The organism is Mucilaginibacter sp. KACC 22773, from assembly GCF_028736215.1.
In the GTDB taxonomy this organism is placed as follows: domain Bacteria; phylum Bacteroidota; class Bacteroidia; order Sphingobacteriales; family Sphingobacteriaceae; genus Mucilaginibacter.
Map to the genome: position 1 here is coordinate 5,201,489 of NZ_CP117883.1, position 23,702 is coordinate 5,225,190.

General features: G+C 42.7%; 21 protein-coding genes. 8 read left to right on the forward strand and 13 right to left on the reverse strand.

The window, feature by feature from the left end; all coding sequences use genetic code 11:
* The first annotated feature begins 70 nt into the window (after nt 1-70).
* A complete protein-coding gene (locus PQ469_RS21445) occupies nt 71-769 on the forward strand; it encodes a head GIN domain-containing protein (protein WP_274209506.1) in 699 nt (232 codons plus the stop codon).
* A 270-nt stretch (nt 770-1,039) separates the two neighbouring features.
* Here PQ469_RS21445 and can read toward each other — a convergent pair whose 3' ends face one another.
* The 5 genes from can to PQ469_RS21470 form a co-directional block, all read right to left on the reverse strand.
* Nucleotides 1,040-1,702, reverse strand: coding sequence for a carbonate dehydratase (gene can / locus PQ469_RS21450; RefSeq protein WP_274209507.1), 663 nt, complete (start codon nt 1,700-1,702; stop codon nt 1,040-1,042).
* Between the two features lie 30 nt (nt 1,703-1,732).
* Nucleotides 1,733-2,479 carry a YoaK family protein gene (locus PQ469_RS21455; protein WP_274209508.1) on the reverse strand — a complete coding sequence of 249 codons (747 nt, stop codon included), beginning with the start codon at nt 2,477-2,479 and terminating at the stop codon, nt 1,733-1,735.
* Nucleotides 2,480-2,832: 353 nt separating this feature from the next.
* Entirely contained in the window at nt 2,833-3,555 is a 723-nt protein-coding gene (locus PQ469_RS21460) for a carbonic anhydrase (protein WP_274209509.1), read from the reverse strand.
* A 96-nt stretch (nt 3,556-3,651) separates the two neighbouring features.
* On the reverse strand, nt 3,652-5,256 hold the full coding sequence (locus tag PQ469_RS21465; protein ID WP_255369955.1) for a SulP family inorganic anion transporter: 1,605 nt from the start codon (nt 5,254-5,256) through the stop codon (nt 3,652-3,654).
* Nucleotides 5,257-5,333: 77 nt separating this feature from the next.
* Nucleotides 5,334-5,666, reverse strand: a complete 333-nt coding sequence (locus tag PQ469_RS21470; protein WP_274209510.1) for a hypothetical protein — start codon at nt 5,664-5,666, stop codon at nt 5,334-5,336.
* Nucleotides 5,667-5,775: 109 nt separating this feature from the next.
* On the opposite strand from PQ469_RS21470, the gene PQ469_RS21475 reads away from it, so the two are divergent.
* Together PQ469_RS21475 and PQ469_RS21480 are read left to right on the forward strand one after the other, a co-directional pair.
* Nucleotides 5,776-7,317 (forward strand): acyl-CoA carboxylase subunit beta, encoded by a 1,542-nt coding sequence (locus PQ469_RS21475; protein WP_274209511.1) that lies wholly within the window; start codon nt 5,776-5,778, stop codon nt 7,315-7,317.
* 81 nt (nt 7,318-7,398) lie between these two features.
* Entirely contained in the window at nt 7,399-7,896 is a 498-nt protein-coding gene (locus tag PQ469_RS21480; protein WP_274209512.1) for a 4-fold beta flower protein, read from the forward strand.
* Between the two features lie 19 nt (nt 7,897-7,915).
* Here PQ469_RS21480 and PQ469_RS21485 read toward each other — a convergent pair whose 3' ends face one another.
* Together PQ469_RS21485 and PQ469_RS21490 are read right to left on the reverse strand one after the other, a co-directional pair.
* Nucleotides 7,916-8,320 carry a GNAT family N-acetyltransferase gene (locus PQ469_RS21485; protein ID WP_090653261.1) on the reverse strand — a complete coding sequence of 135 codons (405 nt, stop codon included), beginning with the start codon at nt 8,318-8,320 and terminating at the stop codon, nt 7,916-7,918.
* Nucleotides 8,321-8,375: 55 nt separating this feature from the next.
* A complete protein-coding gene (locus tag PQ469_RS21490; RefSeq protein ID WP_143065563.1) occupies nt 8,376-9,290 on the reverse strand; it encodes a DUF6340 family protein in 915 nt (304 codons plus the stop codon).
* Nucleotides 9,291-9,556: 266 nt separating this feature from the next.
* Here PQ469_RS21490 and PQ469_RS21495 point away from each other — a divergent pair, with 266 nt between their 5' ends.
* Nucleotides 9,557-10,672, forward strand: coding sequence for a M42 family metallopeptidase (locus PQ469_RS21495; protein ID WP_274209514.1), 1,116 nt, complete (start codon nt 9,557-9,559; stop codon nt 10,670-10,672).
* Between the two features lie 87 nt (nt 10,673-10,759).
* Nucleotides 10,760-11,662, forward strand: coding sequence for a nucleotidyltransferase family protein (locus tag PQ469_RS21500; RefSeq protein WP_274209515.1), 903 nt, complete (start codon nt 10,760-10,762; stop codon nt 11,660-11,662).
* A gap of 66 nt (nt 11,663-11,728) precedes the next feature.
* Here PQ469_RS21500 and PQ469_RS21505 read toward each other — a convergent pair whose 3' ends face one another.
* A complete protein-coding gene (locus PQ469_RS21505; RefSeq protein ID WP_274209516.1) occupies nt 11,729-12,112 on the reverse strand; it encodes a hypothetical protein in 384 nt (127 codons plus the stop codon).
* 445 nt (nt 12,113-12,557) lie between these two features.
* Between PQ469_RS21505 and PQ469_RS21510 the strand changes: the two genes are divergently transcribed.
* Nucleotides 12,558-14,819 (forward strand): glycoside hydrolase family 31 protein, encoded by a 2,262-nt coding sequence (locus PQ469_RS21510; RefSeq protein ID WP_274209517.1) that lies wholly within the window; start codon nt 12,558-12,560, stop codon nt 14,817-14,819.
* A 210-nt stretch (nt 14,820-15,029) separates the two neighbouring features.
* Here PQ469_RS21510 and PQ469_RS21515 read toward each other — a convergent pair whose 3' ends face one another.
* From PQ469_RS21515 to PQ469_RS21525, 3 genes are all read right to left on the reverse strand, one after another.
* Entirely contained in the window at nt 15,030-15,839 is an 810-nt protein-coding gene (locus tag PQ469_RS21515; protein ID WP_274209518.1) for a DUF5984 family protein, read from the reverse strand.
* 5 nt (nt 15,840-15,844) lie between these two features.
* The gene (locus PQ469_RS21520) at nt 15,845-18,268 is read right to left on the reverse strand and encodes a zinc-dependent metalloprotease (protein WP_274209519.1); all 2,424 of its coding nucleotides are present in this window, start codon (nt 18,266-18,268) and stop codon (nt 15,845-15,847) included.
* Between the two features lie 95 nt (nt 18,269-18,363).
* Nucleotides 18,364-18,969 (reverse strand): DUF4142 domain-containing protein, encoded by a 606-nt coding sequence (locus PQ469_RS21525; protein WP_090653254.1) that lies wholly within the window; start codon nt 18,967-18,969, stop codon nt 18,364-18,366.
* Between the two features lie 314 nt (nt 18,970-19,283).
* Here PQ469_RS21525 and PQ469_RS21530 point away from each other — a divergent pair, with 314 nt between their 5' ends.
* Nucleotides 19,284-20,237, forward strand: a complete 954-nt coding sequence (locus PQ469_RS21530; protein WP_274209521.1) for a lipid A deacylase LpxR family protein — start codon at nt 19,284-19,286, stop codon at nt 20,235-20,237.
* Between the two features lie 74 nt (nt 20,238-20,311).
* On the opposite strand, the gene PQ469_RS21535 is transcribed toward PQ469_RS21530, so the two are convergent.
* Both PQ469_RS21535 and PQ469_RS21540 read right to left on the reverse strand, forming a co-directional pair.
* Nucleotides 20,312-22,390, reverse strand: a complete 2,079-nt coding sequence (locus tag PQ469_RS21535; RefSeq protein WP_274209522.1) for a TonB-dependent receptor — start codon at nt 22,388-22,390, stop codon at nt 20,312-20,314.
* An 85-nt stretch (nt 22,391-22,475) separates the two neighbouring features.
* Entirely contained in the window at nt 22,476-22,835 is a 360-nt protein-coding gene (locus tag PQ469_RS21540) for an MmcQ/YjbR family DNA-binding protein (protein ID WP_274209523.1), read from the reverse strand.
* 42 nt (nt 22,836-22,877) lie between these two features.
* Here PQ469_RS21540 and PQ469_RS21545 point away from each other — a divergent pair, with 42 nt between their 5' ends.
* On the forward strand, nt 22,878-23,492 hold the full coding sequence (locus PQ469_RS21545) for a class I SAM-dependent methyltransferase (protein WP_274209524.1): 615 nt from the start codon (nt 22,878-22,880) through the stop codon (nt 23,490-23,492).
* Nucleotides 23,493-23,702 lie beyond the last annotated feature (210 nt).

Genomic DNA, 23,702 nt, shown 5'->3' on the forward strand with positions numbered 1-23,702 from the left:
GGTTAATAGCATAAATAAGACGTGCAACGTTTTAGCCGGCCGATGCGTCTTATAAACAAAAAAGATGATTATGAAAAAACTTATCTTCTCTGGGATGGCATTGCTGTTTACCACTTTCATAGCTATTAATGCATCAGCGCAAGTGGTTACACGAAGTGTATCGGGCTATACAGGTATTGCCTGCGGCGGCCCGTTCAATGTGTTTATAAAAATTGACGGCACAGAAAGCATTAAGCTTGATGTAGATGCCGATGTAGTGAACGATATTAAAACCGAAGTAGAAAACGGGGTGCTAAAGGTTGAATTTAAAGATCATTGGAACAAGCACAACAATATTAAACGCGCCAATATTTATATTACGGCTAAAACGTTAAAATATTTGGGCAACAGTGGGTCGGGTAATGCAACCGTAGATGGCGTATTAACCGGCGATAACGCCAAAGTAGCATTGAGCGGTTCGGGCAATGTTAAAACCGCGGTTAAGTCGTCAACACTCGATTTACGTTTAAGCGGTTCTGGTTCTATCGATATTAAAGGAAGCACCGGCATGGCTGATGTAAACATAGCAGGATCTGGCGAGGTAAATGGCAAAGAACTGAAAACCGAAACCGTAGAAGCCAGGATTGCAGGTTCGGGCAGTGTTAATATCATAGCCAATAAAACTGTGTCGGCACGTATAGCAGGCTCGGGCAGTGTTTTATACTCGGGCAACGCCACAACCGGCGAAACAAAATATATGGGATCGGGCAGGGTGAGTAAAGTAGACTAATGTTTAAGTCCTTAGTCTTGAGTCAAAAGTCAATTTATTGTTCTTGACTTAGAACTATCCGTCATTATGTGATTAACATAGCACAAAAAAGTATATCACTTATTTTCAAAAGGAAAGAGGCTGTATCATAAATCAAAATGACCGTCTGAGAATCGCCTGTACGAAAATTGCCTCCATCAGGTACCCGAATAAATCACACAAAAAAGAGGCTGATCATGATTTATGATACAGCCTCTTTCCTTTTAAGGTTATTTTATAGAGGCTATAATATCATTCAAACTTAAACACATCGCCTAGGTTGGCGTTATCGCTGGTGCTCACTTTCATATCTTTAATTTTGCCGGTGCTTATGCTGTATACCCAGCCGTGTACGGCCAGCGGCTGCCCATTTTTCCAGGCATTTTGCACTATGGAGGTTTTGCAAAGGTTATAAACGTTTTCAATTACGTTTAATTCTACCAGGCGATTGGTACGTTCCTGCTCATTTTCAATAGCGTCAAGTTCCTCTGCATGCAGGCGGTAAACATCTTTAATGTGGCGTAGCCAGTTATCTATCAAACCAAATTCGTGATTACTCATAGCGGCAATAACGCCTCCGCAACCGTAATGACCTGTTACAATAACGTGTTTTACTTTCAACACATTTACCGCATAATCCAATACCGATAACATATTCATATCCGAGTGTATCACCATATTGGCAATGTTACGGTGTACAAATATTTCGCCCGGCGATGTATTGGTGATCTGGTTGGCCGGCACGCGGCTATCTGCACAGCCTATCCAAAGTACCGGCGGTGTTTGGCCGTTGGCCAATTTTTTAAAATAGTCAGGATCTTCAGCCAAAGCATCGGCAATAAATTGTTCGTTACCTTCTAAAAGGCTTTCGTAAGTAATATGGCTTGTGTCGTGTATTAATTTTTTGGCACACATAATTTTAGTAGATTATTGTTAGATAGTTTTTTATATCGATCTGCCTTTATCGGCCCAAAACAAACGGGTTATTTTGTGCAGCGCAACGGGCGATAAATCATAATATAATATCGTAAGCAAAATTAATGGAATGAAGTAAAAAATTGCAAAATCGTACAGATTAAATAAAAATCCGCCGGCAATGGCCCCGATAAAATAAAAAGAAAGCACCGTTAGCCGAACGATAATCTTATTTCGGATAACCGTTGTTTTCTCTACATTAGGATGTACCCATTCTGAAACATCGCCCCCCAGGTCGGTAAACAAGCCGGTTAAATGGGTAGATTTTATCAACCCGCCCGATATGGTAGACACCAGGCTATTTTGCAAGCCCATACAAAAGATAATAACACCTATAACTATTTCGCGTTCCAGGTCAGTCTCTTTATAAAAATTATGCCCGTAAATAGCCACAAATAAGAGCAAAACGATCTCGATAATTATTGGTGTAGAATGCGCCCGGTACCTGCTCTTATACTCCAGCGAACGCACAATAAAGTTAGATAAAAAGGCACCGGCAAAAAACAGCAGCAGCCAAATTACAAATACGATGATCTCTCTGAAGTTTTGCTCCACAATATGTTTGGCCAGGTTAGCCACATGGCCGGTAATGTTGGATGTAAAGGCCAAAAACGCAACCATACCGGCCACGTTGGTAACACCCGAGACAAAAGCTGTTGACGACGCCAGCAATAAATTTTGTTTAAGTGTGCGTTCTTCTTTTGATTGCCTTAGCATAGGTAGCCGTTGTTTATAACCAACGGTTAAAAATAGTATAAAAAAATCAAAAGCCTCTCCTAAACAACGAAGCTTTCATGAGTACAAAAAATATTAAACTGCGATCATCCTCTTCAAAGAAGAAGACTTTAAAATAAGGTTAGTGGCTTGAAAAAGTTATCCTCAAATAATCGTATCAACAGGAGATTTAATACCCCCCTTTCTATCTAATATAAAAATCAAAGTCCTCTCCTTTGCGGAGGATTTAGGTGAGGCAAAAAACCCCGGCCATTTTCATGAGCCGGGGCTAATCAAACATAATAAACCCCAGATGCCAATCAAACAAAGGGAGGCTATTTCAATCAAACAAAAAATTAATGCGAGGCCACGGCCTCAACGCTATCCAGCTCATACACATAACCTAAATTATGCGGACTGCTGCTGCTCACTTTAATATCCTTCACCAAACCGGTACCTAAATCTATTACCCAACCGTGTACTTCCAGGTCGTGGCGCTCCATCCAGGCATTTTGGATAATGGATGTTTTGCACAGGTTATACACCTGCTCACTTACATTCAGCTCCACCAACCGGTTTTGCTTTTGGGTTTCGTCGGTAATACGGTCAAGCTCATGACTGTGCAGGCGGTACACATCTTTAATATGGCGCAACCAATTATCAATTAAGCCAAACTGCTTATTGCTCATTGCCGCGGCAACGCCGCCGCAGCCGTAATGACCGGCAACTATCACATGCTTTACTTTAAGCACGTTAACGGCATAATCCAGCACGCTTAGCATATTCATATCCGAGTGTACGCATACATTCGCAATATTCCGATGCACAAATACCTCGCCCGCTTTGGTGCCTGTAACCTCGTTGGCAGGTACACGGCTGTCGGAGCAGCCTATCCATAAAACCTGCGGATGCTGGCCTTTAGCCAGGTTAGTAAAAAAGTTGCTGTCTTCTTTTAACTTTTTATCAACCCACTCGGCATTGCCGCGGATAAGGGCTTTGTAGCTATCGGCCTGGGCCAGTTGTATGTTGGTGGTATCAATTACCGGTTTATCGTTTTTTTTATTTTCTATAAGTGCCATGATGTTTTTCTTTTTTTAATTGTTAATTACTGGTATTGCTAAATCTGTTTAACGGCGATGTGCCGCAACTCAAAACTGATAACGCAATACTCAAAACTAATTAGGGTTATACATTAATTCTTTTAAAGGAGGTACATCGTACTTGTCCTTTATTTCAAGTAGTTGCACCACTATGCCCTTGGTATAGGCATTGTGTTTGTAATTGTGGATGATCTCGAGCACATCCGGATCTATGTAACGCGAGTTGGAGCCGTCGATAATCACATCCGTTCCGCTTGGCAGGCTGGTAAGCGTAATTTGTATGGCCGCTTTATTTAAAAAAGATACCTCCTCGGCCAGTTTAATCCTGATCACCTTTTTATCGCCGTTTTTAGTAATCTGGTAAAAATACGGGTTGCGTAAATTGGTGCGCAGTATGTAAAAGATACCTACAAGCATGCCAATGCCAACACCTATCAACAGGTCGGTTAAAACAACGGCCACAATGGTTACCACAAACGGAATAAACTGACTTAGCCCCTGGTGCCACATGTGTTTAAACAGGGCAATACGCGCCAGCTTATACCCTGTCATGAGCAGGATAGCAGCCAAACAGGATAAAGGGATTAAATTGATTAATACCGGGATAAACAACAGCGATATTAATAAAAGTAAGCCGTGAACTACGGCGCTGGTTTTGGTACGCGCGCCCGAATTAACGTTGGCAGACGACCGAACGATAACAGCTGTCATAGGCAAACCGCCTAAAAGGCCGCTGGTAATGTTACCTATACCCTGGGCTACAAGCTCGCGGTTAGTTGGCGAAATGCGTTTAATCGGGTCTATCTTATCAACGGCTTCCAAGCTAAGCAAAGTTTCAAGGCTGGCAACCACGGCAATTGTAAAGGCGGTTATCCAAACCTGCTTGTTACCAATGCTGCTAAAATCTGCCGTTTTAAAAAGGGCAAAAAACTCGGTACTGCTGTTTACAATAGGTATGTGTACAAATTGCTTGTCAAGCAGTGCCAAACCTGTATTTTTAAATGCCAGGCTTAAGGCAATGCCCGCCAATACAACCAGCAAAGGCGCGGGCACCATAGCCATTTTTTTGAATTTTGGCCAATATATCATCAAAGCCAATGAAACTATGCTGATAATTACTGCCCCGTAGTTAATTTTACTCAACGCGCCCAGCACACCCGAAAAACTATTGTGTTCATCGGCCTGGTTAAAGCCTTCATCACCTTCAAAATCGGCATCGTAGCCCACCGCGTGCGGAAACTGCTTCATGATCAGGATGATGCCGATAGCGGCCAGCATGCCTTCAATCACCGCCGACGGAAAGTAGTTGGCTATAGTTCCTGCCTTTAAAATACCCAGCAAAATCTGGAAAATGCCAGCCAGTACAAGCGCCAACAAAAATGTCTCATATGCACCAAGGCTGGTTATAGCGTTTAATACAATAACGGTTAAACCCGCCGCAGGGCCGGCCACGCTGAGTTGCGAACCGCTCAACGAGCCTACAACCACACCGCCAATGATACCGGTAAGCACACCGGCAAATAATGGTGCGCCCGATGCTAAAGCTATACCAAGACATAAGGGTAAGGCTACCAGGAATACAACCAGACTGGCCGGAAGATCGCGTTTTAAGTTTTTGGGCAAAAAGTATTTTTTTAGGTTAAGATTGCCCATGGCAAATCCACCTTGCTTAATTGACATAAGAAATGTGTTTGAATAAAAATTTAAATGAATTGTAAAGCGTTACAGCCCGGATAAGAAATATCCGGTTAAATCATTTAAACGTTGGGCGGGGGAGTTGGCACTACCGGATGGTAGGTTTGTATATACAGGGCATGCTCCATGTTGTGGAGCACTTTAGTTTCTGCAACAAAAGTAATGAAATCAATACTGTGTAAATAGTATTCGTCAAAAATCTTTTTCTCTTTAAAGATATCCTTATCGGGCGTATCCTTTTCGGCTTTTGATTCCTGCTCTAATTGCAAAATTACCGCGCTTACGGCTTTGCTGTCAAGATATAAAAATACAGGCGCAAGTGATAGGGCCATCTTTAGCATAAAGACCCCCATAAACATTGCAACTACCAGTATTTTAAATTTCCTGATCTTCATTGATCACAAATATAATGAAAAATCCTTCCTGAGAAAGCATGTCACAGCAGTTTTATGTACATCTTACAATTTAATTACTATTTTTAGCATGTTACAAACAACCTGAATTGTGAATAAAAAGCTCGGAGTATTAAGACAAAAACGCCAGAAGGCATTTGAAGGCGGTGGTGCGGTACGTATTGAAAGTCAGCATAAAAAAGGGAAATTAACAGCACGTGAGCGGCTCCATTTTTTAATGGACGAAGGCTCGTTCCAGGAGATTGGCATGCTGGTTTCTCATCGTTCCACAGATTTTGGGATGGAGAAAGAAAAATATCCCGGCGATGGTGTTGTAACCGGTTATGGCACTATTAACGGGCGATTGGTTTATGTTTTTTCGCAGGATTTTACCGTTTTTGGCGGCTCATTGTCAGAAACACATGCCGAAAAGATTGTGAAGATCATGGACCTGGCCATAAAAAACGGCGCACCGGTTGTAGGCCTTAATGATTCTGGCGGTGCCCGCATCCAGGAAGGGGTTGTATCCTTAGGTGGCTATGCCGATATATTTTATAAAAACACCATGGCATCGGGTGTGGTGCCTCAAATTTCGGCAATTATGGGCCCTTGTGCCGGAGGTGCGGTATACTCCCCGGCCATTACTGATTTTATTTTAATGGTTGAGCATACCTCATACATGTTTGTAACCGGGCCGAATGTGGTTAAGACGGTTACCCATGAAATTGTAACATCCGAAGAACTGGGCGGTGCAACAACCCATGCCACCAAATCGGGCGTTACCCATTTTGCCTGCACAAACGAGATTGAGGCTATCCAAAACATCAAAAAACTGCTAAGCTATATGCCACAGAATTGCGAGGACAGGGCCCCTGCCCTGCCTTATGATATTGGCAACGAGCTTCGCCCCGAATTAGATACACTTTTGCCCGAAATAGCATCAACTCCTTATGATATCCGCGAGATTATTGATCATGTGATAGATACAGGCTCGTTTCTGGAGATCCATAAAGATTTTGCCGAAAATATTGTTGTTGGCTTTGCCCGCCTTGCCGGCCGCAGCATAGGCATCGTGGCCAACCAGCCCGTATTTTTGGCCGGAGTACTGGACATTAACAGTTCCACTAAAGCTGCCCGCTTTGTGCGCTTTTGCGATAGCTTCAATATACCTTTGCTGGTATTTGAAGATGTGCCCGGCTTTTTACCGGGTACCGACCAGGAATGGAATGCCATTATCACCAACGGCGCCAAACTGCTTTACGCCTTTTGCGAGGCTACCGTTCCGCGTGTTACTGTAATTACCCGCAAAGCCTATGGTGGCGCTTACGATGTGATGAACTCTAAACACATTGGTGCCGATATGAACTATGCATGGCCATCGGCCGAGATTGCTGTGATGGGGGCCAAAGGCGCTGCCGAAATTATTTTTAAGCGGGAAATCAGCACAGCCGAAGACAAGGAAGCCAAATGGAAAGAAAAGGAGCAACTATACTCCGACACCTTTGCCAACCCATACCGCGCCGCCGAACGCGGATTTATTGATGAGGTAATTGAACCCGCCGAAACCCGCCTTAAACTCATCCATGCCTTTAAAATGCTGGAAAATAAAGTGGTAAACAACCCGAGGAAAAAGCATGGGAATATGCCGTTGTGATAACCGTCGTCTGCGATAAAAAAATTAATAGTAATTAAACTTTTTATTGTTGTTGTAGTCATTGTAACAAAACTTAAACTCATGCGCTACCTCATCATCCTTGCTATAACTGCCGCCTGGCTTAATTTTAATGGTGCAGTTAATCACTTACAACCACCGCATACACGTGGCGGCGCCATTTCAAGCGTTGGGATATCAAATATTAAGTTTTCGGGCGACGAAACTGCTGTTTACAACCGGGTCGGAGTTGTGATAGGATGGATAAAAGACGCCATTGTATTCAATTACGAGGGTAACAAAGCCTTAGCTTTTATAGACAAACAGGATGTTTTTTCATTTGCATATGGCAATGCTTACTTAGGGCAGTTTCATAATGGCTTTTTTCGCGATAAAACAGGGAATGCTGTTGCCTGGGTACGTGGCGCATCGGGCGGGCCCATCACACTGCCTCCATTAGATAGGGTAGCACCAATTTTTATGCCGGTGATAAAACCCATAACACCAATAGTAACTACTATTACCCCGATTGAAACGCTTTCATGGTCAAACCAGAACTGGGACGATTTTTTGGGCCGGTAAAGATAGCGGGCTATATATTTCAGATTAACTTCTCCAATATTTCATAATCGAACCCATTCTTTGAAAAAATTTGCCCGGTTTGCTTAAAGTCAGCCTTCAAATAAAAGTTTATAGCCGATATACGCGCGTTACACCATATGCGTATGCCGCCATTGCGCACAGCAAAATCGGTTATATGTCTGAGCATTGCGCTCCCGATTCCCATATTTTGCTGCGATTCATCAACGGCAAACTTTCTGAACTGAAAATCTTCGCCGCGCTGAAACAAGGAAACTACGCCTATTATCGCATTATCTTTAAAAGCCGCAAAATGAAGGCCATCCTGGTCCTCCTCCATTTCCATTTCATAAAGCTTTTGCTGCGGATATAAAACTGTTTGGCGCAGCCGCCAGGTTAATTCAGGGCGTATTTGTTCTATTTGCATTTATTTTAATTGATAAGCCTTATCAACAACTTGCCTGATGGACAAGCACATCCAACTACTCCTTCATCAAATCCACAATTATCGCTTTTGCGTAATCGTTGGGGTGTTTTTCGTTAGATAGTTTGGCGGTTTTAAGCGCCTCATCAATATCGCCCTGGGCCTCATAAACTACTGCCAGGTTATACGCCGCTTTACTGGCAAGTTTGGTATCAGCACCATCTATCAATGGGTTTAATATTTTAAAAGCCACATCAAATTTGCCGGCCTTAATTTGCGTTACCGACGATTCAAGTGCGCCGCCGTCGGCGTACAAGGGACGTTCGTTTGATATTGAAAAAGGCAAATAATCTTTTAAGGCATCCAGGGTAGCATCACGTGTGGCTGCTGTCATCGCAGGAATACTGCTTCTGTAGGATGGCTTATTAAATAAAGACCCAAAACCACCTGAATATGTTTCATCCTGGGGCACTTCGGCCATCCCTGCCAGCTTTTTTGAATAAATTCCGTTACTTTCAAATAGCGCGAGGCTGGTCTTTATTTTTGTAGTATAATAGTTAGATGGAATGCCATTGTAATAAACCGTTTCGGGATAAATACCCGCGCCGATGTCATTTAACACCAATACATAGTTGGCTTTGTGTGCAGCGGCCAAAAATTTAACCGAGTCGGTATTTACGGTGTAGTTTATCGAATCGACAAGGTTGATGATGTGTACACCTTTTAAATATTTTAACTGGTTGGCGGCAGTTTGAAGTGATACAACTGCCATCTTTTTCAAAACGCTTATTCTTCTGTAATCCCTGATCTTCACAGAATCCGGCCGGTAACGGTTTGCCACTACAATGATAGTACTGTCGCGGCTAAAGCCCATTTTAGGACCATAATTAACCGGTACAGTAACGTATTGAGGCACGCTACAGGATGTCAAAAAAACGATAATCAGGATAAAAAGGGGCGCAAAGCGTTTCACGATGTGGTTTATTAAGGTAATAAAGTCCAAAAATATTGTAAATAACCCAAACTTACAGATTACTGTAGGGTATACAGTTAATGACAAAAAAATAATTAAAAGGTTTAATTGCCCCTTAAATTAAAAAAAACGTTAATTATCGATGTAGAAGTATTAAATTAACAATAAAAACGTTAATTTATTTCCATTATGGCAAGTTATTTTGAAGCATTATCAATGGCTTTATTATATTTGCTTTATTGCTTAATATAGGTTACTCAAACAACATGGCTAAAAAGAAATCAGATCCCGCTCCGCATATTTCAGTTGTAAACGAAACTTCACTGGCTTTTTTCGAAAAATACATAAACAACCCCTCGCCTACCGGTTTTGAATGGAAAGGCCAGGAATTATGGCTGGAATACCTGAAACCATATATCGACACACATTATGTAGATAATTATGGTACCGCGGTTGGCATCATTAACCCCAAAGCCGATTATAAGGTTGTTATTGAAGCACATGCCGATGAAATTTCGTGGTTTGTAAACTACATCACCAGTGATGGATTAATATACGTTATCCGTAACGGTGGGTCTGATCACCAGATAGCGCCTTCAAAGCGGGTAAACATCCATACCGACAATGGTATTGTAAAAGCCGTATTTGGCTGGCCCGCAATCCATACCCGCACTGGCGGCGATAAGGAAGAAGCCCCGACACTTAAAAATATCTTTTTAGATTGCGGATGCACCTCAAAAGAAGAGGTTGAAAAATTGGGCATTCACGTAGGTTGCGTTATCACTTATGAAGATGAGTTTATGATCCTGAACGACCGCTACTATGTTGGCCGCGCTTTGGATAACCGCGCCGGTGGCTTCATGATTGCCGAGGTAGCCCGTTTGTTGAAAGAAAACAACATTAAATTACCCTTTGGCTTGTATATTGTAAACGCTGTTCAGGAAGAAATTGGTTTGCGCGGTGCCGAAATGATAGCCCATAAAATAAAACCAAATGTGGCAATAGTTACCGATGTAACCCATGATACCCAAACGCCCATGATTAACAAGATTACCCAGGGCGACCTGGCTTGCGGTCGCGGCCCCGTTGTATCATATGCTCCGGCAGTACAAAATAACCTGAATAAATTGCTGATAGAAACTGCCCAAAAAGCCGAAATACCTTTCCAGCGCCAGGCTTCCTCACGGTCGACAGGTACCGATACGGATGCATTTGCTTACTCTAATGATGGTGTGCCATCGGTATTAATTTCTTTGCCGTTACGTTACATGCATACCACTGTAGAGATGATTCACAAACAAGATGTAGATAATGTGATCCGTTTAATTTACGAAACATTGTTAAATATTACAGCCGGCCAGGATTTCAGGTATATCAAATAATTAATCCGGTTAAAACAATTTCGATTTCAAACCATTTCCTTATTCTATTAAAAAATTAGCAATTAAGTACTCCCTATATACATCCTTATGAAACCCACACTACTTATTTTGGCCGCCGGGATGGCCAGCCGTTACGGCAGTATGAAACAGGTTGACGGCTTTGGCCCCAACGGAGAAACCATAATCGATTATTCAATATATGATGCTATAAAAGCAGGTTTTGGTAAGGTAAGTTTTATCATCCGCGAAGAATTTGCAGATAATTTTAAGGCTATTTTTGAGCCCAAACTAAAAGGCCGTATTGAAACTGATTACGTTTTTCAAAGCTTCGACCTGAAACCATTTGGCATTGATAAAGAAATTGAACGCGCAAAACCCTGGGGCACTGCCCACGCAGTACTTGCAGCGCGCAACCAGGTAAATGAGCCTTTTTGTGTGATTAATGCCGACGACTTTTATGGTTACGATTCGTTTGAAAAAATGGCCAAATTTTTAACTACCGAAGTTACCGATGATACTTATTCATTAATAGGTTACCAGATTGACAGGACATTGTCTGACTACGGATCCGTATCGCGCGGTGTTTGTAAAGTTGATGATGCCGGTAACATGGTCGAGATTAATGAGCGTACCGAAGTTTACTTTAAAGAAGACGGCAGTGTAGCTTACAAAGATGCTACAGGCGAACACGCCTTAAGCAATGATACCCGTGTATCTATGAATTTCTGGGGCTTTACACCCGCTGTTTTCAAACAAAGCGAAGAAATGTTCAGAGAGTTTGTTGCGGCTAATGAAAACAATCCAAAATCAGAGTTTTTTATCCCGCTGGTGGCCGATAAGCTGATCAAAGAAAATATAGCATCATTTAAAGTTATCCCAACCGGCTCAAAATGGTTTGGTGTTACTTATAAAGAAGATAAGCCTATTGTACAAAAAAGCATTTCAGAACTGGTTGCCAATGGCACCTACCCGGCTACACTTTGGGATTAAGTTACTGCTATATAAAAGCAAAAAGTCTGGCGATCTGCCAGACTTTTTGCTTTTATACGTTTTGGATTAGTCTATAAAGAAGAATCTTTTTTTGTTGTCTTCATCGTAAACGTGAACGGTTTTTGTAACCACCTGGTCGTTTGATTTGATCTCGAATTTATAATCGCCGTTGTCCAGGCTGGTTAGTACGTAACCTTTCTCTACTTCAACTTTGCTGGGCAAAAAGTCTTCCATCAAAATGTTATTGGCCTGGTCAAAAATGGTTACATATGATTTGCTGGCTTCGTTTTTTGAAATCATTACTGCTACGCCACGATCGTGTTTTAACGATGATACAGTGATAACATCTTTAGCTTTTTCGGTATGGCCTTTGGCATTGGCAGCAGCTGAAGTGAAAATGCCGGCGCTTAATAACAAGAATAATGCTGATAATTTGATTGAATTTTTCATGATCTTTTTATTTTTTAAATGTTGTTTTTAAATGTGTTTGTTATTTTCAATATCCAAAACAACAACATCTTTTGCAGTTGCCAAAACCAAATAGACCATCCATAAGTAGTTATAGACCAACAGCTTATAACGATCTTCAAACTGCTAAAAATCCACAAAATGGCTACTCACCGTGGTTTTATAGTTCAATAGCCGCTGTTCATCGATGCGTTTTTGCTGTTCATCGGTTATGCGGGTATAATTGGCTTGTGCTAAGTCGATAGTACTAAGTCGTAAGTCTAAAGTTGTTTTTTTCTTTTTTGGGCTTAGAACTTAAGACTTTGGGCTGAAGACTATCCGTCAATTTATCGTTGACACGATACTGATTTACATTTATAAAAACCATTGAAACTTAATGGCGTTGCTTTTTTGTGCCCTGCTATCAATCGCGCCGGCATGTTACCATATGGAAGTAGAAATATTAGGGAACGTAAAAAGTTTTAAACAACAGGGCGGCCTGCTAACTATTAAAACGATAAAAGCAGAAGCAAGGGTATGTGTATACAGCCCGACAATCATCCGGGTTAATATCAGTAGAAGGCATAGTGCCCCGGATAGTTCTTATGCTGTTATACAACAACCTATCGGCAAATTTGAATTTGATGAATCAGCTGATGCAATCGAAATCAACACCCCGGCATTAAAACTCAGCATCAATAAATCACCCTTGAGGTTTAACTTTTCTACGGCTGACGGCAAACCCCTAAGCGAAGACGATAGTCGTTTTGGCACCAACTGGCAGGGCGAGCGCGTAATTACCTATCGTAAATTATATGCCGATGAAAAATTTATTGGACTGGGCGAGAAAGCCGGCAACCTTAACCGGCGCGGAACATCGTATGTTAACTGGAATACCGATGCGGTTGACTACAACAACAAAAGCGACCCTTTATATAAAACATTTCCGTTTTTTATAGGCCTGCATAGCGGGCTAACCTATGGTCTGTTTCTGGACAATACCCACAAAAGCTATTTCGACTTTGGCGCTACCACCGACGATGAAATGAGCTGGTTTGGTGCCGATGGCGGCGATATGAACTATTATTTTTTTGGCGCACAGGGCGTAGCCAAAATTATTGAAGATTATACCTGGCTCACTGGCCGCATGGAAATGCCGCCGCTGTGGAGCCTTGGTTACCAGCAATGCCGCTGGAGCTATATGAGCGCCAAAGAAGTATTAAAAATTGCCAAAACCTTCCGCAAAAAGAAGATCCCGGCCGACGTGATGTATTGCGACATTGATTATATGGAGGGTTTCAAAATTTTTACCTGGAATAAGAAAACCTTTGCTAATCCGCGGGCCATGATGAACGAGCTAAAGGCGATGGGTTTTCATTTGGTTACGATAGTTGATCCGGGAATAAAGATTGAAGACGGCTACAAGCAATACGATGAAGGAGTAGCTAACGACTACTTTGCCAAATATCCCGATGGCGAAAATTATACAGGGTATGTTTGGCCGGGCCGCTGTCACTTTCCCGATTTTTTCAGGGATGATGTGCGGGAGTGGTGGGGCGCAGCGTTTACCGCTTTGACAGATGTTGGCGTAGATGGTTTTTGGAACGATATGAACGAACCGGCAGCCTGGGGGCAAAACATCCCGTGGATGGTAAAATTTGGAGATAAATATATGCCCGAAGTGCGCAATGCTTATGGCATGCAAATGGCCAGGGCTACATACGAGGGCACAAGAAAAATCCTGAATAACAAACGACCATTTGTACTCACCCGGGCCGCATACGCCGGCACACAGCGCTATTCGGCCGTGTGGACGGGCGATAACACCGGCACTGATGAGCACATGCTTTTGGGGCAGCGTTTAGTAAACAGCCTTGGTATAACCGGCATATCTTTTACCGGCGTAGATATCGGTGGCTTTAGCGCCAACCCAACGCCTGAGCTAATGGTACGCTGGAATTCGTTAGGAGTTTATACGCCAATGTTTCGAAACCACGCTATACAGGGCAGCAAAATGCGCGAGCCATGGGAATGGGGAGATGTCAACGAGCAGCTCATCAAAAAAGATATTGAACAACGATATAAGCTGTTGCCCTATATTTATTCGGCCTTTCATCAATCCACACAAACAGGCTTACCCATTAGCCGCACGCTGGCCATTGAATATCCTTTTGACGAAAAAGTATATTTCGAACGCTTCCAAAACCAGTTTATGTTTGGCGATGCGCTGTTGGTTTCTCCTGTTGAAAGCGATAAGGTAAAAACCGATGTTTACCTGCCCAACGGCGATTGGTATCGCTTAAGTACCGGCGAAAAACACAAAGGTGGTAAAATTGTAAATGTAGCATCGCCTTTAACCGATTTGCCTGTTTTTGTAAAAGCAGGTGCTATTATACCAATGCAAAGCGTAACGCAAAGTACAGCCGCTAAAGGCGATGGCATTTTACAGATTCATGTCTGGAATGGAAAGGAAACTACCGAATTTGTTTATTATGAAGATGACGGGTTGTCTTACGATTATGAACATGGGGGTTACTACAACCGTACAATTAGTTTTGATCCAAAGAAAAAGCAGGTTAGTCTTTCCGAAGTCGAAGGAACATTTCCGTCGAAGTACCAGCAAATTAGCTTGGAGTTGCATGGCTTTGAGGTTAGTATGAAGAAAAGATTGTTCGACTTTGATAGTGGGTTGATAGAGATAAAAATTTAGTCATACAAACGCTTTTTTCGAATCCCATACTTGCGAAATTTTAAAAACTTCGCAAGTTTTTTAACTGTTTGTATTTCAAACATTACGGCATAATTTCTTCCCATATCACATAATCATATTTTATAAAGCTGTATCTGTGTCATAGTTCTGGATACAAATGAGCGATCGTAATTGACTATATTTTTCAGTTCTGCGTTTAGTGAAATCACGTTAACGACTTCCATCTAATTCATCACGCATCAGCTTATATATTTCTTCAATTTCCTCCCAATTTGTTTTTTCCTCCGGCTCATGCCACAACTTTGAGAATTCACTATAAAAATCAAATTTCCTTTCCTCTTGCTCCTCAACCAGTCTTTTCTTGTCAAGAATGATATCTCCCCAATCTCTTGCTATGGCTAATTTTATTTGATTATCCATTGCCAGAAAGTAGTTCCGGGCAAATTCAATTATTCTTTTTCGAAAGTCATCGTATTCCATTTCACAACTCCCATTTTTAGCTGTCCATAGTTTTGCACCATTTTCTAAAACGAAATCAGTTTCCCAAACTATTTTAACTTTATCGTCATGTCTAAAAAAATATAATGTCGGCCCGCCTAGTAAATGAATTCCCAAAAGTGCTCTTTCCCTGACCCATGAATATAATATATCGACATTGTCCATAAAGGCATCGTAATGAGCTTCGTCCCCATCCTCGTTAAGACTTTTCCAATGTTTAAGGTCTTTGTAAAATTGGGTTACGTTCTCAGCTAACTCATAAAAATTTTCAGGAACGGTTTCTCTTATATTTTTAAATATGTCCGAAAAATCTTCTACAAATCTGCTTACCTGATAATCAGAGTAAGGTGTTGATTTGTCTTCGAAGTATTCCATCGCCTCGCTGGTGTACTCGTAAATAGTTTGATCTCCAAAGGTGAGCCACAAGTCGCCATCTGTGAGAAAAAACCAGCTTGTAAAACGATCATTTTCGCCTATGGCACCCGATGTTTCCTCCGGTGGTTTTATTTTAAAGTTTATCATTTTTCTTAATCCATCCCAATCGGCGATCCATCCGGCATATTCAACACTGGTGTCGGTTGAAATTTATCGGGGTTTTTCTCAAACTCATTGATTTGTGATAAACCGAACAGCAAATTAGCTTTATTGCTACCCGTAGCAGTAAGCGCCGCTGTTTTCATCCATTTTTTAAGGTCATCTATCTGTAGTAACGCAATACCGCGCACGCTTTCGGGGGCGCTGGTTGTGGCAGCCAGGGTTAGTATCTGCCTAAGGGCAAGGTTATTTACCAGGCGTTGCAGTTCGCCTTTATAGCCTGCCGGTTGCGGGGCTTTCCAGGTTTGGGCTACCAGTTTATTCAAAACAGGTAAAAGGCCCGGCTGGGCATTATCGCGCGATTGGTATTCAACCAGCCTGGCGGCGCGCTCGGGCTGTAACATGAACGATAAGGTTGCAGCAGCGGCAGATTCTGCAGCGGCCATCGGATCAAAAGTGAGGCCGGTATGCGATTTAAAGGTTTCCCTTGTACGCGGATAACCAATTGGTCGCGGTGGTATTTTCTCTATCAACTTTTCGGGCAGTGCCAATGCATCTGGGCTGATGGTACCCATCAGCGCATTAAAAGCCTTCCATTGCTCGGCAGGGGGCACAAATTTGGTAATGGTTTGTCCATCGTTTTTAAGTGCGAAAGTATAATACAATCCGCCCAACATTTTCGAAGCAGCCTCAGCCTGGAAACGGTGAATCAGGTACATCGGCACCAATACTTCCTCCAGTGTAGCCATAGGCGCATCCTGGCGGATGGCTTTTTCCGAAAAATTATCCAGCACATGTTTGCGTAATACCATCAGGCGGTTCAGTTCATCGGCAGCATTGGTACCGCTATCCCATAAATGGGCTTGTGGGTGAGCGCTGCCGGCCGGGCGGGCATCATCATCAGATATAAATAAAAAGCCTTGTTTAATGGTTTCGGTAATGATGCCTTTTAAAGCCTCATCCTCATTGGTACCTTTAGCAAAATCCTGGTAACCATAAAGGATGGCACGTTTATCATATTCACCAATTTCGGTGCGATAAGCTTTACTGAGGTCGATAGTGCCATCAGCATTCAGGCTGATAACCGGTGGCGGATAATCCATTACCGATGCCCGGCCGTTTACACTGGCAGTAAAATTATGCTGCAAGCCCAGGGTATGGCCAACCTCATGGGCCGCCAATTGCCTTAAACGGGCAAGGGCCATTTTCATCATTTTATCGCTTGTTGGTTTGCCATCTTCATAAGGCTGAACCAATCCTTCGGCAATCAGGAAATCCTGCCTGTCGCGCAGGGAGCCAAGGGAAACCTGGCCTTTAATTATTTCGCCTGTACGCGGATCATCAATTGATGCACCGTATGACCATCCCCTGGTTGAGCGGTGAATCCATTGGATAATATTATAACGGATGTCCATTGGGTCGGCATCCTCGGGCAGTAGTTTAACCTGGAAAGCGTTTTTATAACCGGCAGCCTCAAAGGCCTGGTTCCACCAGCCGGCTCCTTCAATCAGGGCGTTACGCACAAGTTCGGGCGCCCCACGGTCAACATAATATATAATGGGTTTTACGGGTTCACTAATTGCCGCAGTAGGGTCCTTTTTTTCCAACCGGTGGCGGGTAAGCATCCTTTTCATGATAGGCTCATCAATAGGCGTTGCGTAATCCATATAGTCCACATCGTAAAAACCAGACCGTGGATCGAAGTTCCGTTTTTTATAGCCATCGTCGGGTAGCTTAATAAAGGATTGGTGCATCCTTACTGTAACGGCATTAGCGTCAGGAGTTACCGAGCTAATCTCGTAACCTTTGCCTTTTCCGGCCAGGGTGATAGTAGCCTCAAATTCTGAATTATCCGGAAAGCTTTTTGTATTGGGTAAATACACAGCCGACCGGCTATCGTCAAAGCCAAAATTACCCTGGTTGGCATCATTCAACCTATCAGCAATTTTATGGCTGTCGCGCAGCAAAAAGGGGGTAAAATCAACCAAAACCCTATTGCCATCCTGGGCTACAACCGTTGTGCCCCAAATAGCCGATTGTGCAAAGGCTTCTTCTACAGATTTTCGTTCTTCGGCATTATTGCTGATAGCCCGGTAGCTGTAATTGGGCTGCATCAATAATACCTTAGGACCGCTTTTTATGAATTTCACAATGCGACTGCCGCCAATTTGCCCCCTATCCAAACCCAGATCATTTGACCCTACACCCGCTGGCATCGAGTTCACGTAAAGAAATTCCTGGTCGAATTTATCTATCTCTAAAAAAATCTTCCCGGTTTTCTCGTCCCAATAGAAGTTAAAATAACCGGTGTATTTGGTAAAGCCTTTTGTTTTGGCACCAATCTCATCAGTTTGTTGGGCTTTAACATTCAGAACAAAAACTAATAAGGCAAAAAAGAGCAGGTAAACTTTTTTCATAGGGAGGCTAATCTGTTGTTATGCCCTAAAATAGGTATAAAAACAGAAAAGGAGGTAAAATTACCTCCCTTCCATTGTTATAAAATCAGCATTAATTATTTCATACCTTTTTTTATTGCCTCTATCTCGGTAAGATGACCTTTTATAGTAGGTAAAGTTTTTTCGGCAAAAGCCTTCAAATCTGCGTCTTTACAGTTTTTGGCAGCATCTTCAAACATCGATATTGTTTTTTTGTGCCCGTCAACCATGGCATCTACGTAAGCTTTGTCAAAATCGCTGGCCGATTTTTTTGAAAGATCTGCCAACTCCTTTTGCTTTTCTTCGCTTGGTGCGGCTGGCAATGTAATGTTTTTGGTTTTGGCAATAGCCATCAATTCCTCGTTTGCTTTGCCATGATCGGCCACCATCATTGCTGCAAAATCTTTAACTTTTTGATTTAAGGCTTTGGTTTCGGCAACTTTACCTGCCGCAACTTCGGTCATACCACCGTTGGCAGCGTCAACAGCAAATTTTGCATCATCTTTATCAACAGCAATGCCTTTTGCGCCGGTTACGCCGGTAGTATCGTTAACCGCCATTGTTGATGTGTCTTTAACGGCATTGGTACTGTCGGCAGCATCTTTACTGTCTTTGGCACCGCCGCATGATTGGAATGATAAGGCAGCAATTGCCATCATCGCCATTAAACTTAACTTTTTCATAGTAGTGATTTATTTATGTTTTTATAGGCAACAACTTTTACTCAGATAAGTTTTATTTTCTTATTTGTAAAATACATTAAGTTTATATAAATAAACTCTTTTCAAAGCAATGGGATTTGGATATAACGATGCCCCAAAGCCGCCAGCCTGGTACAACCAAACTGCCCTGGCAACTTTTTTACAGATTTTCTTTCGACGTTTTAGTTTTGATTTCTCACCTATTTACAATTGTTTACAACATTTTTCATAATACGATGAACTATGATTTAAACCACTCAAAATTTATATATTGGCCGCAGAAATATTCATACTAAATGCTAAACAAGCTTTTTTTTACGCTGGTATGCCTGTTGGGCTGTACCACATTATTTGCCCAGCAACATAGCCAGGAATTTGGCATCCAAACTGATAACGACTCGTACCTGGGCCAGGGGTCTGATAGGTATTACACCAATGGTATTTTTTTTTATTACCGTAAGGCCTTAAAAGTTGCAGAATCAGGGAACCTTCAAAACAAAATTTTGGGCATCGAATTAGGGCAAAAGATGTTTAATCCACAATCGGGCTACGTTAGGGATGCAGGCGATGTTGACAGGCCTTTTGCCGCATACACCTATATTGGCGGTACCTTAAACCTGTTATATAAAAACGAAAGCACCCTTAAACTTGGGGCGCAAATAGGGCTGGTTGGCCCGGCGGCCGGTGGCGAACCCGTTCAAAAACTTATTCATAACACTTTTGGCTTTTACACGCTAAACGGCTGGCAATACCAGATCAGGAATGATGTTGAGCTTAATTTATCTGCCGAATATAACAAGCTGCTTGCCCGTGCGTCATGGGCAGATGTAAGCCTGGCCAGCTATGCCAATTTAGGTACCGGCTTTACCGGGGCCGGATTAGGACCGCTGTTTCGCCTGGGCAACTTTAACCAGCTATTCAGTTCAATAAGTACGCAAAGCACGGCATCGTTAACTCCTCAAAGCAATTTACTGCACAAACAAGAGTTGTTTTTTTACTACAAACCGCAAATAAACGCCATAGTTTACGATGCCACTGTACAAGGCGGCCTTTTTAGCAGCCACGACCCTAATAGCCTGGAAATTACCGGGACCAAAAAGCCCTTTGTTTTTAGCCAGCAATTTGGCGTAGGTTTTAGCTTTACACGCTTCACGTTTGATGTTGCCGCTATTTTCCACACCCGTGAAGTTAAGACGATGATACATTCGCACCAATGGGCGGCAATAACCGGGGTTTATAGATTTAAGTAAAATTCAATTTGAGGATTTGAAAATAACAACACTTAAAGACTTTAAGATGAATTGATTTTAAAATCCAAAATCCCTTACAACCTCACATTCATACCCACATTATAATTCCTCAAAGGCGAAGCGTTATAATACCTGTTGCCTACCGCATTTAAATCATTCCCAAGGCTATATTTTTGGTTCAGGATGTTATCCGCGGCGGCAAAAATCTCCAATCGTGTTTTACGGGCAATTGTTGGTTGCCAGCTAACCCTGCCTTGTAACAGGTTATAATGCGCGGCATATACTGTATTGGCATCGTTGAGCGGGATTTTTGAGGTGTAGTTATGCTGTGCAAACAACGAAAGATCTGCCGGGAATTTGAGTTGCAGGCTGGATACAAACACATGCCTGGGCACCCCCGTTAGCCTGTTGCCCGAATAGCTGGTGCTGGTAACCGTGTAATCGCGGAAAGTAAACCAGCTGTAAGTATATGATTCATTAAACTGCAGGCCACGGATAAAATGTGTACTATTCTGGCGGATAATCCAATCTGTAAACGACAATTCAAAACCTGGCTGATTGGTGCCGCCGGCATTGATATAGTGCTCGGTTTCGTCGGTATTTAAACGGCGTACAATGGCATTGCTGATGCGGTAATAAAATACAGAAGCATCGAGCAGCAAAGTCTCGTCCTGGTTGCGCAGGCGGAAACCGGTTTCGTAATTCCAGCCGGTTTGTGCCTGCAGGCTGGTATTTACAATATTATCAGTAGGCCGCACCTCGGCAGTGGTTGGTGTAGAGTAGCCGCGGCTTACTGATGCCCGCCAGATAAAGTTATTGGTAAGCTGGTAGCTTAAGGCAAGCCTTGGCATTAATTGTGGCGTAAAATTGCGGTTGGTAAAACCGCTTTGGTTAAGCGGGTAAATATTTTTAAAATCATAGTCGTACCAATTCAGGCTCAGCGCGGCTTCCGCGTGCAGGCGTTTAAATAGGTCTGCCGAATAGCGCCCGAAGATAAAATGCTGATTGGTATGAATGTTATCGCTGGTTTGGGTGGTATCCTTTACGCCTTTTTTATTGCCATAATTGCTAATCAGCGAATTGGTTTGCTGCCACTCAATTCCTAAATCGGCTTTCCAATCCAGGTTTTCCTGGTGATTGCCGGCCAATTCAAAATAAGTGCGCAATCCATAAGTATTTTCCTTACGTTGCTCATAATTGGTAATAAATGGGTTGGCAAAATCAACATGGCTGCCAAAAACAGACAGCACGTTCCTGATCCTGTCGCTTAAATGGTATTCGTTGGTCAATCCGCCTAAATACATTTTAGTGGTGATACCAATTTGCTGTTGTATAGCTCCGGGTAAAGTTGCAGTTGGCTGCCGCGCCAGTGTTGGGTTGGCTGTAAACTGCGCCAGGTTTAAGCCGCCGGGCGTTTGGTAGGCCAGGTTGGAATATAGCCCCAGCACTTTTAACTCGTTTTTACCGCTATAGTTCCATTTATCGGCCAGTTGTATGTAATTTCGGTGCGTATCACTATGTTGCCTGTAACCGTGATAGGTTTGAAAACTTTGGCTGATATTAAACAGATTTGCCCCCGAACGCTGCTGAAGCGTAACCTTTTCGTGGAACAAGCCATAGCTGCCGGTATTAACGCCCGCCGTTAAATAACTACCATCATTATAGCGGTTAATAGAACTCAGCGAAACTACCCCGCCGGAGTTGGCGCCAAATAAGCTGCCATCGGGGCCTTTTAGTATTTCGATACTGCCTATGCTGCCTATATCAATAGCATTCAGGTAAGTGTTGCCCCCGGCATCCGTTAAGGGAATTTCATCAAAATAAATTTTTACATCCCTAACCCCAAACGGCGACCGCAACAAACTCCCGCGGATGGATAAACGGTAGCTCCCCGGCGAACGCTCCTCGGCCCGGATACCCGGAACGGTGTTCAATGCCGTTACAAATGAATTATCGGGCTGTAATTTTAATTGTGCAGCCCCCAATACACTTACCGAAGCCGGTACACTCAACACCGGCTGTTCACTAAGATAGCCGTGTACAGTTACAGTTTTTAGGTGCGTGGTATCTTTTTTTATTGTTTTTTTACTTTGGGCGGTGGCGTTTACAGCTATTGCAAGGGTCAGAAACCAGCTCAGGTACAATTTTATCATATAGTCAAATAGGTAGGCAAAAGTAGTTGTTTTAACGCTAAATGTGTGTTGTGTTTTGGTAACAAGTTGGGGCGAAAAGCAGTATTTACCCGGCTGACATCATCACATCGTATTCTTTTACCAGTTTTTTTGTCGCCCGTGCACGATAGGCAGTTATCAACAGGGTTTTAAGATCATCAGGCGATACCGTTTCAAGGCGTACCACCATGCATTTGTAATTGATGTAATGATGGGTAATAAAGAAGGTATGCGGATCGCGCGCCATCCATTTTTCACGTTCGGTAGTATACACTGCAAGCAGTTCCTGCGCCAGTTTTACGTTGGTAAAAATCTTTTTATTTACATAAAAGGCCGGGTATTCAAAATGCATTCCCTCGGTAACGCCAGGCAAAGGGAGCAGTATGCTGCGCAGAAACTGCATAAAGATTGACATATCGGTAGCCATAATTAAAGTTAAGTAATTTTCATATTATTCTTAATTTTCGCCATGCAAAATCAGCTTCAGCAAACATTTGGCAATATTGACATTTACCTGTTCGATCAGTTATTGAAAGGCCGGTTTGATGACTGCAAAACCGTATTGGATGCCGGCTGCGGCGGCGGCCGTAACCTGGTTTACTTTTTACAAAACGGGTTTAATGTTTATGGGGTTGATCAAAGCGAGGCGGCTGTTGATGCGGTTAAGCAATTATCCGCTACGTTAGCGCCGGGCAATCCCCTGTCAAACTTCGCGGTATCGGGTGTTGAAGATCTGCCTTATCCGGATAACACTTTCGACCTGGTGATTTGCAGCGCGGTTTTACATTTTGCAAAGAGTATTGAACATTTCGACAACATGGTACACTCGCTTTGGCGGGTGCTTAAACCCGGCGGCTACTTTTTTGCCCGGCTGGCATCGGATATCGGGATTGAAAACCTGGTAAAACCTGTTGATAACAATAACCGTTTCCTGCTTCCAGATGGTTCTGAACGTTTTTTAGTAGATGAACAAATCCTGCTGCGCTACGGCTTTGCGCTAAACGGTACGCTTTATGAACCGATAAAAACAACTAACGTGCAAAACCTACGATGCATGACTACGTGGTGTTTGCAGAAGCAGTAATTGCGTTTGCCATGATGATGGGTTTAAGTCAGGACGAGTAAGGGTTGCGTTCGTAAAAGTTAAATAGCAAAAAGCTATTTATTTAACAATCAATAGGTCTCAATTGTCATATTTACAAATTCATAACCCGCGCTGTTCGAGTTCTAAACAGTATAGGTGCTTGAGGAAAGGATCATTCTGCCTATTATTTATCAGCATAAGTTCACATTA